Annotated in this window: 9 protein-coding genes; 8 read left to right on the top strand and 1 reads right to left on the bottom strand. The window is 41.7% G+C overall.

Translation table 11 applies throughout. The annotated features are described in order from the left end of the window. The coding region (locus ACMJ0U_RS04710; RefSeq protein WP_417128497.1) for a TonB-dependent receptor domain-containing protein at nucleotides 1-2,059 on the top strand (2,059 nt) is incomplete at its 5' end. Nucleotides 2,060-2,077: 18 nt separating this feature from the next. Beyond that, nucleotides 2,078-3,532 (top strand): SusD/RagB family nutrient-binding outer membrane lipoprotein, encoded by a 1,455-nt coding sequence (locus ACMJ0U_RS04705; RefSeq protein ID WP_417128495.1) that lies wholly within the window; start codon nucleotides 2,078-2,080, stop codon nucleotides 3,530-3,532. A gap of 226 nt (nucleotides 3,533-3,758) precedes the next feature. On the opposite strand, the gene ACMJ0U_RS04700 is transcribed toward ACMJ0U_RS04705, so the two are convergent. Then, nucleotides 3,759-4,664, bottom strand: a complete 906-nt coding sequence (locus ACMJ0U_RS04700; RefSeq protein ID WP_417128494.1) for a nucleotidyltransferase — start codon at nucleotides 4,662-4,664, stop codon at nucleotides 3,759-3,761. A gap of 130 nt (nucleotides 4,665-4,794) precedes the next feature. On the opposite strand from ACMJ0U_RS04700, the gene ACMJ0U_RS04695 reads away from it, so the two are divergent. The 6 genes from ACMJ0U_RS04695 to ACMJ0U_RS04670 all read left to right on the top strand — a co-directional run bounded on the left by ACMJ0U_RS04695 (nucleotide 4,795) and on the right by ACMJ0U_RS04670 (nucleotide 14,908). Beyond that, on the top strand, nucleotides 4,795-9,417 hold the full coding sequence (locus tag ACMJ0U_RS04695) for a translocation/assembly module TamB domain-containing protein (RefSeq protein WP_417128493.1): 4,623 nt from the start codon (nucleotides 4,795-4,797) through the stop codon (nucleotides 9,415-9,417). Further along, nucleotides 9,395-11,722: a BamA/TamA family outer membrane protein gene (locus ACMJ0U_RS04690; protein ID WP_417128498.1), complete on the top strand. Its 2,328-nt coding sequence runs from the start codon at nucleotides 9,395-9,397 to the stop codon at nucleotides 11,720-11,722. Before ACMJ0U_RS04695 ends, ACMJ0U_RS04690 begins: the two co-directional genes overlap by 23 nt. Nucleotides 11,723-11,820: 98 nt before the next feature. Beyond that, nucleotides 11,821-12,228: a hypothetical protein gene (locus ACMJ0U_RS04685; protein ID WP_417128491.1), complete on the top strand. Its 408-nt coding sequence runs from the start codon at nucleotides 11,821-11,823 to the stop codon at nucleotides 12,226-12,228. 113 nt (nucleotides 12,229-12,341) lie between these two features. After that, the gene (locus tag ACMJ0U_RS04680; RefSeq protein ID WP_417128489.1) at nucleotides 12,342-12,692 is read left to right on the top strand and encodes an NADH-quinone oxidoreductase subunit A; all 351 of its coding nucleotides are present in this window, start codon (nucleotides 12,342-12,344) and stop codon (nucleotides 12,690-12,692) included. After that, nucleotides 12,683-13,264 (top strand): NADH-quinone oxidoreductase subunit B, encoded by a 582-nt coding sequence (locus ACMJ0U_RS04675; protein ID WP_022052798.1) that lies wholly within the window; start codon nucleotides 12,683-12,685, stop codon nucleotides 13,262-13,264. The genes ACMJ0U_RS04680 and ACMJ0U_RS04675 overlap by 10 nt, the downstream gene beginning before the upstream one ends. Nucleotides 13,265-13,288: 24 nt before the next feature. Further along, complete coding sequence (locus tag ACMJ0U_RS04670; protein WP_417128488.1) at nucleotides 13,289-14,908, top strand: NADH-quinone oxidoreductase subunit C; 1,620 nt, start codon at nucleotides 13,289-13,291, stop codon at nucleotides 14,906-14,908. Nucleotides 14,909-14,949: the final 41 nt, after the last annotated feature.

The raw sequence follows: 14,949 nt of genomic DNA, 5'->3' as shown, positions 1-14,949 counted from the left end.
AAATTATTCATTTGGGTTAAACAACTCTTATCAAAATGGTATTATCCCATCCACAGGTATGAACCGTTGGGGAGCCAGAGGTTTGGTTGACTGGAAAATCAATGAAGAATGGAATACAGGATTTTCTGCAAACTATTCATCAACCAAAATCACATCAGCTCCTGGTGCTAATGATGGTATAATGAACGTCGTATATTCCGCTCCTGCAGAATATGACCTGAAAGGAATCCCTACACACGTGCCTGGAGATATCACAGATCAGGTACTTTTCCGTTCTACCTCATTTGTGAACCCATATTGGTGGGCTGATCACAATGAATACTTGCAACACACAAACCGTGTTTTTGGTAACGCTTATCTTGAATACCAGCCCAAACTAAATTGGGGTGATGGATTTACTTTGAAGTTCCGTGAACAAGCAGGTTTGGATATCTGGACATCTAATTATGCAGATGTAAAAGAAATGGGTACAACAAGTGCCTTACTCGGTGGCGAAATTGAAAATTATGGCTCACAACACAATGTTTTCAACAACTTGTTTACCATTAATTTCGACGGTCGATTTGGTAATGAAGATGAATGGGGATTGAACATCATCTTAGGTAATGAATTTAATGACGAAAACATTCGTACTTGGGACTATTATGCAAGTAACTTTAATTTCCCTGGATTTCCGACCATTGGGAATGCCACTAACCTGGCCAGTGCTAATGAATATACAAGAAGAGAACGTACAGTAGGTTTCTTCGGAAGTGTGTCTGCATCCTGGAAAGACCAATTGTATTTAACCGTTACAGGACGTAATGACTACGTATCTACTATGCCTAGAGGAAGCCGTAGTTTCTTCTATCCTTCAGTTTCTTTGGGATGGGAATTCACCAAATTACCATTCTTGGAAGGCAACAGTGTAATCAACTATGGTAAATTAAGAGGCTCATTTGCACAGGTAGGTCAAGCTGGTACTTATTACAACAACTTCTACTATACACCTTCTTACGGAGGAGGTTTCTTGGCCTATACTCCGGTATCTTATCCACTTCCAAGTGGCGTTTCATCATACGTACCATATTATGTAGTATATGATGAGAATCTTAAGCCGCAAAATACAGTAAACTATGAAGCCGGTATTGATTTGCATTTATTCAACAGCAGAATCAAAATGGAATATACCTATAGTTTACAGAATGTTAAAGATCAGATATTCTCTGTACCGACCGATGGTGCTATAGGTTATCAATATATGATGACAAATGCCGGAAAGATGCGTACCCATGCACATGAATTCTCTATCAATGCAGCTATCCTGCAAAATAAAGATTATGAGTTAAATCTGGGTATCAATTTTACCAGAATTCTTAACAAGGTTATTGAACTTGCACCGGGTGTAGAATCTATTATGTTGGGTGGATTTGTTGAACCACAGGTTAGAGCACAGGCTGGATGCACTTACCCTAATATCTATGGTACTGCATTCAAACGTGACAGTGAAGGAAACATGCTGTTGCTAAATGGGTTACCTCAAGCTACAGGAGACAGCCAGAACTTAGGAAACTGTTCACCGGATTTCACAACTGGTATCACTTTTGGCGGACGCTACAAACGTCTGTCTTTGGCCACTACATGGAGCTGGCAGCAGGGTGGAAAAATGTATCATGGTACAAACATGACATTGAACTATTTTGGTGCGACTAAAGAATCTCTTCCTTATCACGAAGGGACAATGGTAGTAGAAGGTATTGATGAAGCTACAGGAGAAAAGAACACGATTGAAGTTAGCAAACAAGCTTATTATCAGGAATATTACAACATTTCTGAATCTGGTATTTATGATACTAGCTTCGTAAAATTGCGTGATGTAACACTGACATACCAATTACCAAAGATGGGAATTTTCGACATTTCTGTATATGGATTTGCTCGTAATATCTTAATCTGGGCTAATCTGCCGAATTTTGACCCGGAATCATCACAGGGTAACAATAACATGAGTGGATATTTTGAACGCTTCTCTGTTCCTAATACTTCAAGCTTTGGTGGTGGACTTACTATTAAATTCTAAAATAAATACGATTCAAATATGAAGAAATATATATTATCCGTTTTATCTGTTGCATTTCTCGGACTGACATCTTGTACCGAGGATATAATGGATGACATCAATAAGGATAACCAACATCCTTCTCCTGAAAATGTGTCAGCAGCACTTCAGCTGACAGATGCAATTATGGCTACAGGTTTTAGTACAGTATCAGGAGATTATGCTTTTTATCTTTCCTCTCTTACCGAACAAGAAATTGGAGTTGGAAATAACCAGTTAATGAGAGCAGAGTTACGTAACTCTGCAGAATGGGCAGCATCTACAACTTTTAATAATGTATGGAATGCAACCTATGGAAATCTTATGAATATTCGTCAAATGATTGAAAAAATCACGACTGGAACTCAAGGTAATGCCGAGAAATATGACTTATTGGGTATGGCCCAAATTTTGGAGGCATTAAACTATGGTGTACTGACCGATATGCATGGAGACATTCCATACAGTGAAGCATTACAGGGCCAAGAAAACCTTCAGCCCAAACTGGATGCACAGAAAGATGTTTATACTGGTATATTAAATACTCTTGAAGATGCTATCAAGAATCTTGAAAAAGGTAAAGATTTAAAGTCTGCCGGAAATCAGGACATTGCTTTTGGAAATGATAATGAACAATGGATGGCTACAGCTTATGCCTTGAAAGCTCGTTATTTATTGCATCAATTAGCTGTTACGGAAGATAAAACAGCTTTATTGACGGAAGTAAAGAAAGCAGCAGAAAAGGCAGTAGAATTGAATTTTAAAGGTTTCTTGATTAAAGAATTCAATGGAGTGACTTGTGATAATCCCTGGAGTGCCTATTTGTGGAGCCGAGCTTATATTGCTTCTTCTAAGACTGTAGCAGGCCTGATGGGGTCAGATGATCCTCGTCTGGCTTATTACACTTACGAAACCGGGGAGTCATATCAGCCCGGTGATGAGGAAGCTGCACAGGTTGCTGACGGAAGTCTTGCTTATCCCGCATGGTATGATTTAGGTTCACAGCCTATTCACATGTTCAGCGTTTCTGAATTATATTTTATTCTTTCAGAAGTTAAATTACGTCTTAATGAAGACGCCACAACCGAATTCCAGAAAGCTGTTGCAGCTTCTGTAAGTGAAATTATGGGTTGGTTTGATGATGATGCAGATGCCAATGCTTATGCCAGCTCATTAGGAACACCAACGCTTAAAAAGGTCTTCGAACAGAAATATATAGCTCAGAGCGTAGATGAACAAGTGGAAACTTATAATGATTTACGTCGTGTAAAAGCAATGGGTGAAAGTTATATTGTCTTGACAAATCCTTATAATACTCAGGGAGGTATCAATCGTTTCCCGGAGCGTCTACCATACGGAAACAGTAGTGTATTGAGTAATCCTAATATTAGCAGCGTTTATGGAGATGGATATTATATCTACTCTGAAAAGACATGGATAAACGGCGGTAAATAAACCTTCCCTTCCATCTTTTTAGGAAGAAATAGAACTACCCAAGTTTACGTATTCTGCGCATTCTTGGGTAGTTTTTTTAGTTTCCATCGACAAACTTTTATTCATAAACATACCATAACTTACTCACAATTCTAATACATCATATAACACGCAACACGAAAAAACCGGAATCACATTTCTGCAATCCCGGTCTTCCTTACATTAAGTATTATAATCTGTTTTCTAATCAGAACAATTTAGCAGGATACTCACCAGCATCTACCAAAGCCTGAATCTTGTCCACTACACTCTGGCGGTCAGCAGCGTATGTCACACCGAACCACTTAGAAGTAGTATCCAGAACTTTTACTGTAGCAGTTCCTTCATTGATTAGTTTGTTCACCATCAACGGAATGAAGTATTCACATTTCAAGTTACCGATATTTTCTTTTAGGAATTCAGCGAAATACTCTTCTGAATATTGGAAATAATCAGGAGTGAATCCCCACATGTTCATTGAAACCGGAGTATTATCTTCGATACCAACCCACTTACCTTCTTCATCCTTATAAGAAACCACACCGTCCACACGCATAATCTCAGTACGTTCAACTACTGTAGTCAGATGAGAATTTTCGTCAGTTGCACATACACCACGAGCAACGGTTCCACTTTCAGACAAAGTGTTTCCTACACGGAAACCGACCATGCTATAGTCATTCTTTGCGCCTTCTGGCAGCTCTGACAAATATTTACCTAAAACGGCAAAACTGTCACGTCCATAAAAGTCGTCTGCATTGATTACGGCAAATGGTTCTTTAATTACATTCTTACCCATCAACACTGCATGATTAGTTCCCCAAGGTTTTACACGACCTTCCGGACAAGTAAAGCCCGCAGGCAGATCGTTCAAATCCTGGAACACAACTTCTACAGGAATATGATTCTCATATTTGCTTACAATCTTTTCACGGAAATCTTTTTCAAAATCACGACGGATTACGAAAACCAGTTTCCCGAAACCACCACGGATAGCATCAAAAATTGAATAATCCATGATTGTTTCACCGTTAGGACCTAGTCCATCAAGCTGTTTTAAGCCACCGTAACGACTCCCCATACCGGCAGCCAGTACAAATAAAGTTGGTTTCATAGAATTGTATTAAAATTAGTAACTACGCAAAGGTAAACAAATAATGTGATTTCAACTCATTGTCATAAACAAAATGTATCACCTTTTGGTTCTTTTTTATATATTCGCATAACTAATGATCCAATTGTATATGAAAAAATATATAAAATGGGGTGGAATTGTACTAGCAAGCCCATTTATCCTTTTTATAGTATTGTGTATATTAATCTATATACCTGCTGTCCAGAATATTATCGTGGACAAAGCGACTTCTTATGCATCTCAAGCTACCGGAATGAACATTCATATACAACGGATTTCACTTTCTTTTCCATTAAATCTGGTTGTACACAAAACAACGGTTACCAATCCTCAGGATACACTCCTGAATGTAGAAAAACTGACCGTAAAAATACAATTACTCCCTCTGGTAAAGAAACAGATAGAGATTGATGGAGTGGAACTGAAAAACGCTTCGGTCAATACGGCTGACCTGATTGAAGGAATGTCCTTGCAGGGAAACCTGGGAGAACTTTTCTTGAAATCACATGGAGTTGACTTAACGCCGGAAACAGCTGTACTCAACGAGCTCACACTAAAAGATGCCAATCTGAAGCTATGTCTGGCAGATACAACCGCACAAGATACCACTCAAAGTACACCTACATTCTGGAAATTTAAATTAGAAAAGATTGATTTGGCCAATGTGGACTTTCAAATGGATATGCCGCTTGATACCATGAATTTAGGACTTAAAGTCGGGAGTGCCTCTTTAAGAGGCGGACTGGTTGACTTGCATAAAGCGGCATATTCTGCTAAAGAATTCAAGCTCCTACAGAGTGGATTATATTATAACTCAGGGAATACACCTCCTATTGAGAAGGGGTTGGATCCGTCACATATTGTAGTGACCGACATCAATTTGCAGATGGATTCTTTATACTATCAGGGGAATAACATCCGGGCATTACTGCATCAGTTCGAGCTGAAAGAACGTTCGGGACTGGAAATCAAATCGACCGAGGGACAACTACAGGCTGATGAGAAAGCCATACGAGTGCCCTCGCTGCAAATCAAAACAGCAAATTCATTTCTGGCTCTCAAGGCTACAATAGACTGGTCGGTCACCGAACAAAATCAGGACGGCGTATTAAACGGGCAATTCATGGCAGAAATCGGCAAAGCAGACTTATTCAAGCTAATACCAGATATGCCGCAAGAATTTATTCAATCCTTTCCTGCCGCTCCATTGCAAGTTCGTATCGGGGTAGATGGAAGTCTGAGTGACCTGAAACTGACCACTTGCCAGGTTAAAATTCCCGACTGTTTCCGGATGGAAATGGACGGAACGGTAAAGAATGTGCTCGACAGTCTTTCCAGAGAGGGAATCATCAACTTGAATTCAGATTTCTACAAAATGGATTTTCTGAGTAGTCTGACCGGCGGAGTAGTTATTCCGTCAGGAATGAATATTCATGGAAAGGCCGGTATGAAAGGTAACGATTTATTTACTGAAACAACATTAAGCCAGCATGAGGGAAAAGTACAACTAAATGCCGAATACAACCTTTTTAAAGAGGCTTATAAGGCAGATATACAAATCAATGAACTTAACCTGCATGATTTCCTGCCAGCTGATTCGTTGTTTTATCTCTCTGCTGGTATGCAACTTGAAGGAGCAGGAACCGACATTTTTTCCAAACGAACGACCCTGACAGCCCATGCTGGTCTCAATCACCTTCAATGGGGAACTCGTATCTTTTCAGGCGTACAACTTAATGCAACCCTGAAAGAATCTAAAGCGAATCTTAATCTGGATGTAAATGACAACCTGATGAACATTTCATCCCAGTTAGATGCATCTTTACACCCTTCTGCAATTGCTGCAGATATGTTGATTCAAGTGAAGAACCTGGATTTATACGGAATGGGATTGCTCAACTCTCCGTTAAAGACTACTGAAAATATAGATATTCAGTTGAAAACGGACATGAAAAAGAGCCATGGTGTTCGTTTATCTGTAAAAGACATAAATTTAATTACTGAAAAAAAGACGTTTAAGACGAAAGACATACATTTCGGATTCAGTACTGCACGCGATTCTATCAGAAGTTATGCGAATGCGGGCGACCTTACTTTTTTATTCAGAAGCCGAGGAGGTATTGATGAGTTAGGCAATCAGATAACCAAACTGACGGATGCACTGAGTACACAATGGAAGCAAAAATCAATTGATCAGGTAGCTCTTCGTGAGCTGTGGCCAGAAACCCAGTTCAGAATCTTTGCAGGGAAGGACAACCCTATTTCCAATACACTGGCCATCAAAAAGATAAATTTCGACCGCATGAATGTGAATATACGCACCTCCCCTACAGAAGGATTGAATGCATCTATGAATCTTTATGGATTAAGGACTGATAGTCTGGCTTTTGATACAATTTATTTTAATGCAACTCAGCAACCGGAGAAAATTTTATTCAGTAGCGGAGTGATTGCCAATGACAAACCGTTCCAGGAGGCATTCGATATTATGCTGAATGGAGATATTGGAGCTGACAAAGCAAATGCAACCATTGAATACCTGAACGGTAAAAAGGAATGTGGTGTAAATATAGGTATGGTGGCTGGTCTGCAAAAAGGTGGAATCAGTCTCCACATTACCCCATTTGATCCGATTCTGGTTTACCGCAAATTTACGGTTAATCCAGATAATTACATCTACCTGAGAGATGACGGCCGTATTATGGCTAATTTATCCATCTATGATGAATTGCGGACAGGACTCAGCTTTTATTCTACCCCTGACTCTACGGCACGACAAGATCTGACTTTGTCTCTAAACCAAATAAATATTGGAGAATTCAAACGAGTCATTCCATATATGCCTGATATAGAAGGTATCATCAACTCTGAAGCACATTATGTACAGACAGAGGAAGGCATGGATCAAATTTCACTTGAAAATAACATCAATAAGCTTAGCTATAATGGAATAGCATTAGGGAATTGGGCTTTGAGTGCAGTTTATCTTCCTAAACAAAGCGGAGAGCAACATATCAACGGCCTCATCATGCAGAATGACAACGAAATTATCAGCATAGAAGGCTCGTACTTCCCAGCAGAAAAGAAAGAACAAAAAGAGAATCGAATTGATGCACGGATGGCATTACATCATTTCCCGTTGGAAATAGCCAACTCTTTTATTCCTGGCAAAATGGCCATGCTAAGTGGAGATATTGACGGTACCATGCACATGTCTGGCAATGCCTCCCAACCACTCATGAATGGACAAATCAATCTGGACAGTGTGAATATATACATTCCGCAAGCATCCATGAATCTGCGTTTTGATGACAGACCTGTAGAAATCAAGGACAGCAAGCTGACATTCAACCGTTTCAAAATATTCACGAAGGGAAAAACTCCATTCACCATCGACGGAGATGTAGACATGGCAGATTTCAGCCAGATGAAGATGAATCTGAAAATGGATGCCAACAATTTTGAGTTGCTGAATGCCAAACAAACCAAACGGTCACTCGTATATGGAAAGCTATATGTGGATTTCCACTCCACTTTAAAAGGCACGCCGGATAATATGAATATACGCGGTAATATGAATATCCTAGGTACAAGCAACTTTACCTATATCCTGCAGGATTCTCCACTCACTGTAGAAGACCGTTTGGGGGAGACTGTAACCTTTACCAACTTCAGCGATACGACTTCTATACAAAGAAGAGCCCTCCCTGCACTTTCATTAGGAGGTATCGATATGCTAATGACCTTACACATAGACGAAGGAGTGCAGTGCCGTGTCAATATGGATGAAAAAGGAAGCAACTACATGTATTTTGAAGGAGGTGGTGACTTATCTTTCCAATATACTCCGGAAGGAAATATTATTCTAAACGGAAGATATTCTCTTCTAAGTGGTGAAATGAAATATCAGCTTCCAATTATCCAGTTAAAGACATTCCATATTCAAAGTGGAAGTTACATACAATGGAGTGGAAATGCAATGAATCCCCTCATGAGTATAAAAGCCACGGAAAGAGTACGTTCTTCTGTAACACAAGAAGGACAAGCTTCACGCATGGTCAACTTCGATGTGGGTGTAAACATTACCAATACGCTGGAAAACCTCGGATTTACATTTATCATCGATGCACCGGATGACGGCACCATGCAAAATGAATTAGCTTCCATGTCGGCTGAAGAAAAGAATAAGGTAGCTGTAACCATGCTGGTAACAGGTATGTATCTGACAGAAGGAAGTACATTGGGAGGAGGTGGAAGCAGTGTCATGAACTCCTTCCTGCAAGACCAAATTTCTAAAGTGGCAGGAAGCGCACTCAAAACTATCGATGTAAATTTCGGTATAGAAACCAATAACGGAGAAGAAACCGGACAATCGTCTACAGATTACAACTTCCAGTTTGCCAAGAGGTTCTGGAACAATCGTATCCGAGTAGTGATTGGTGGAAAAGTGTCTACTGGCAACAATGTACAACAAGATGAATCTTTTATTGATAACATCTCACTGGAATATCGTCTAGACAACAGTGGTACCCGATATGTAAAGCTTTTCCATGACAAAAATTACGAAAGTATCCTCGATGGTGAAGTCATTGAAACCGGAGCCGGTATCGTATTACGTAAGAAAGTAAGTAAAGTGGGCGAACTGTTTATTTTCAGGAAAAAGAAAAAGCAGTTGCCTGATGTCGAAAAAAAAGAAGAAGATGAGAAAAATGAAACAGAAAAGAACAAATAAACTGTTACTGACAGGACTTCTGTTATTTATCATAAGCGGATGTTCCACAACCAAGCATCTTCCAGAAGACGAGTTGCTTTATATCGGTATGCCAACTCCTAAAGTTGTAGGATATAACGAAGAAGATAACGGAGAGGCAACACTGGAAGAGGTTCAAGGGGCATTAAGCGTGGCACCGAACAATTCATTTCTCGGTAGCCCTAAGTATCGTATTCCCTTTCCTTTAGGACTATGGGTATACAACCGATTTGAGCGATATGAAAAAGGTATAGGGAAATGGATTTTCAAGAAACTGGCTGCAGACCCGGTGTATGTATCTACTGTCAATCCCGATACCCGCACAAAGGTAGCAAGCAATGTATTGCGTGAAAATGGTTTCTTTCAAGGAAATGTAACCGTAAAGGTAGATACAGCCAAGAATCCTAAAAAAGCCAAATTAAATTATACCATTTATACAGGGAAACGTTATAAACTAGATTCCATCAATTATGTTGGCTTTTCTACCAAAGAAGACAGTTTAATTCGTGCTACATATAATGAACGTCTGTTGATTAAAGAAGAAGCCTTTACTGTCAATAAATTGGACGAGGAAAGAAATCGTCTGGTAGAACTATTCCGTAACAACGGATATTATTTCTACCGTTCTGATTTTATTACCTTCATGGCCGACACATTGATTCGTCCCGGTTATGTCAACCTACGAATTGTACAAAAACATAATATCCCGGAAGAAGGATTGCGTACCTACTATATTGGAAAAACGAACATCAATCTGGTAGGACATAATGGAGAACAGCCCAACGATTCATTAAACTTCCATAACTTCACCATCAACTATGCAGGGAAAAAACCAGGTATACGATATGGGGTACTCCGCAGACGCTTTCTTTACAAAAGTGGAGAAATGTATTCTCAGGAACGTCAAAACTATACTCAACAAGCATTATCCCGACTTGGAGTGTTTAAATTCAACGATTTTAAATATACTCCTCGTCCGGGGAAAGACACCTTGGATATCACAGTCAATGCCATGTTTGACCTGCCTTATGATAGTGAACTGGAACTAAACGTTACTACCAAGAGTACCAAACAAACCGGACCTGGAGCAAAATTCAATCTTGCGAAAAAGAATTTCAAAAGGATGGGCGCTTCATTGAACCTGGAACTAAAAGGTTCATATGAATGGCAAACCAGCTCTACCGTAGATGGAGAAAGTTCTGTGATGAACTCTTATGAATTGGGGGCCGCTCTCTCTTTGAATTTTCCACGATTGGTTCTACCATGGATTAAAAATCGTGTAGACCCCTTCCGTTTCCCGTCGGAAACCAACTTCAAAATTTATGCAGAGCAAGTAAACCGTGCCCGTTATTTCAAGATGTTATCATTCGGAGGTACTGTATCCTACAGTTTTCAGCCCAAACGTAGCATCAAACACACTGTAACCCCACTTCATCTGGCCTTCAACACTTTGCAGCACCGCACTGCACGTTTTGACTCTATTGCCAGTGCAAACCCGATGTTGTTCCATAGTTTGGATGACCAGTTTATTCCGTCATTGACGTACACCGTTACCTATGACAACAGTTACCGGAAGACAAAGAACCGTATATGGTGGGAAAACTCACTTACCTCTGCTGGGAATGTAACCTCCGTCATCTATGCAGCTTTTGGGCAAAAGTTCAGTAAAAAAGAAAAAGAACTACTGGGAAATCCGTTTGCTCAGTTTTTGAAATACTCTTCAGAGATAAGATATACCTACCACATCAGCGAAAAGCAGCAGTTAGCAACCCGACTGATGGGAGGAGTGATATGGGCATACGGTAACAAGACAATTGCACCTTATAGCGAACAGTTCTATGTGGGAGGTGCCAACAGTATACGTGCCTTTACCGTACGTTCCATCGGTCCCGGACGATTTCATCCGGCCAACAACTCGGGCTATTCATACGTAGACGAAACAGGAGACATTAAGTTAGAAGCCAATTTGGAATACCGTTTTCGTATTCTTTCCAACATCATGGGGGGGAACTTAAATGGAGCGGCATTTTTAGATGCCGGCAATGTATGGCTGATGCGCAAAGATGAAGCACGCCCTGGTGCAGAATTCAATCTACGACATTTCTTCGACAGCATTGCATTAGGTACTGGAGTAGGATTACGCTATGACCTGTCATTTCTTATTTTGAGATTGGATTTCGGTTTTGCTCTTCATGTGCCATATGATACCGCCCAAAGCGGGTACTATAATATTCCTAAATTCAAGGATGGAATGGGGATACATTTTGCCATTGGTTATCCTTTTTAAAAATAAAGCAAACTGTCTGACAAGAAAAATTAATGAAAATACAGACTCATGAATCAAAATAAATGGCTACATTTGCAACGTTTTTTGAAGGTATTAGCATGAATAAGTGGAAGATTTTTGCCTGCATATCCCTGTTTACTCTTATGAGCGTACTCGTAGGAGCAAAATTCCTTGCGCTTTATTCCACCGTGCCCAATGAGGACAATACAGCAGAGGAAACCCAATCGGCTGATTTCATCTACCAGCATCCGGACAATATTCCTTCGAAAACGCTTGACTTTCTGACGGCCCACAGGCTGGCGGATATTCCGCAGAAAATTCTGTTCATACAAAACCAGAAGATCCTGGACGGCAAGTTCTTCCTGCCGGTATTCCCGTCCGGACAAGACTTCATTTCCAGACCGCCCGCGCAGTCAGGGACGGCCGGCTCCGTATATTCCACACATCCTTATACACAGCTGGATAAGTTCTATTATCTGTATACCCTACGGAAAATCCTTATTTAATACTATCTGAGAGCAACTGAAAAACAGATTGTTCCGATACACGGCAGACAGAGGCTTGCGGTGTAACGGAAACGATTGGCTATCTATATGTATCATCAAAAATTCTTGGATATATGTTTTTTACATTTATTATCGTCGTTATTCTGACTGCTATCGTCCTTGTGGTGGCAGCAATGACCATCGCAAAACTGCTTGCTCCACGGTCATTCAATCCGCAGAAGGGAGAACCGTACGAATGCGGTATTCCTACGCGCGGACAGTCATGGGTGCAGTTCAAGGCAGGTTACTACCTGTTTGCCATCCTGTTCCTGATGTTCGACATTGAAACGGTGTTTCTCTTCCCCTGGGCTGTAGTGGCCGGCCGGGCAGGAGTATATGCGCTGGTCAGTGTAGGTTTCTTCCTGGTAGTTTTAATTTTGGGCCTGGCATACGCCTGGCGGAAAGGAGCGCTTGAATGGAAGTAAAAAAAGCTACCTCTATTCGTTCTATGGAGTATGAGGACTTCAAGAACAATGATTATCTGGAAGAAATGGTGCGCCGACTGAACATGGACGGGGCCGGAATCGTACTGGGAACGGTGGACGAACTGATTAACTGGGGACGAAGCAATTCGCTCTGGAGCCTGACTTTCGGAACCAGCTGTTGTGCCATCGAATTTATGGCATTAGGAGCAGCCCGTTATGACATGGCCCGCTTCGGGTTTGAGGTAACCCGGAACTCTCCCCGGCAGGCCGACATGATCATGGTGTTGGGAACCATCACACACAAAATGGCTCCGGTATTGAAACGTCTGTATGACCAGATGGCAGAACCTAAATACGTAGTGGCAGTAGGTGGATGTACTATCTCCGGAGGTCCTTTCATCAAATCTTACCACGTAGTAAACGGTATTGACAAGATTATTCCGGTAGACGTGTACATTCCGGGATGTCCTCCCCGACCGGAAGCTTTCTTCTATGGCATGATGCAGCTCCAGCGTAAAATCAAGGTGGAGCGCTTCTTAGGAGAAGTAAACCGTAAAGAAAAAGAGGAATAAACCCTACGTAAAAAGAAAATGCAAATGGAAATTGAAAAAATAACAGGCATTATTTCTGAAGCCGAAATCAGTCAGACAGGAGAGACTGTCGTAAAAGTCCCGGCCGGGAAGCTGCACCAGATAGCGGAGACATTACTGAATGACAAAGAAAATCCCATGGATTTCTTGCGCGACATCGTGGGAATGGACTGGGGTGAAGAAGGCTTAGGGGCGCTTTACCTGCTGGAATCTACCCGCACGGGCGAAAGAATCACACTCAAGGCGGTAACAACAGACCGTGACAGGGCATTGCTCCCCACTGTAAGCGACTTGTGGAAAACCGCTCTGATTAAAGAACGTGAAGTGTACGACTTCTTCGGTATCTGCTTCCTGAACCATCCGGATATGCGCCGTATCTTCCTGCGTGAGGACTGGGTGGGCTATCCCCTGCGGAAGGATTATGACATGAACTCCAATCCGCTCCGGATGGACAACGAGGAGAATGCCGATATGACGGATGAATACTTTCTCCGTCCCGACGGCACGCTCGAAGGCCGCAGGAACGTGGTATTCGGAGAAGATGATTTTGTGGTAAACATCGGTCCGCAGCACCCTTCCACGCACGGTGTATTGCGCATGCGTACCTCGCTCGACGGGGAGAACATCCGCAAGATTGACCCGATACTGGGATATATCCACCGAGGCATCGAAAAAATGAACGAAAGCCTCACCTACCCGCAGACATTAGCTTTGACCGACCGTCTGGACTACCTGAGTGCTCACCAGAATCGCCATGCGTTGTGTATGTGTATTGAAAAAGCTGCCGGAATAGAAGTACCGGAACGTGCCCAGTACATCCGTACCATCATGGACGAGTTGCAGCGTATCGACTCACACTTGCTGTTCTACTCCTGTCTGGTCATGGATATGGGTGGACTGACTCCTTTCTTCTATGGTTTCCGTGAACGTGAGATGATTCTGGATATTTTTGAAGAAACTACCGGAGGCCGTCTGATTCAGAACTACAACATGATTGGAGGTGTACAGGCTGACATTCATCCTACCTTCCAGCAGAAGGTGAAAGACTTTATCAAACACCTGCGCAGTGTAATTCAGGACTATCATGACATCTTTACTTCAAACGTCATTGCCGATACCCGTCTGAAAGGTGTAGGAGTTTTGTCAAAGGAAGATGCCATCTCACTGGGATGTACAGGAGGTACCGGACGTGCTTCCGGATGGGCCAACGACGTGCGTAAGCATCATCCGTACGCACTCTACGACAAGGTGGACTTTAAGGAGATTGTGTACACGGAAGGTGATTCCTTTGCCCGCTATATGGTACGTATGGACGAAATCATGGAGTCTTGCCATATCATCGAGCAACTGATTGACAATATTCCGGAAGGAGAATTCCGTGCCAAGACCAAACCCATCATCAAGTTGCCGGAGGGTGTATTCACTTCATCAGTAGAAACCAGTCGTGGTGAGTTTGATGTGATATTGGAGAGCCATGGTGATAAAGTTCCTTACCGTCTGCACTATCGTTCTACCGGACTTCCATTGGTTCACGCAATGGACACCGTTTGCCGTGGAGCTAAAATTGCCGACTTAATTGCCATTGGAGGTACACTCGACTTTGTCATCCCTGACATTGACCGTTAATCTCCACACAAACAGAGGAACAATCATTACAGAAAACTGAA

Source organism: Phocaeicola sp. (assembly GCF_048170425.1).
Classification (GTDB): Bacteria; Bacteroidota; Bacteroidia; order Bacteroidales; family Bacteroidaceae; genus Phocaeicola.
Note: the sequence above shows the minus strand (reverse complement) of the source record. Positions and strands in the feature narration are given on the sequence as shown.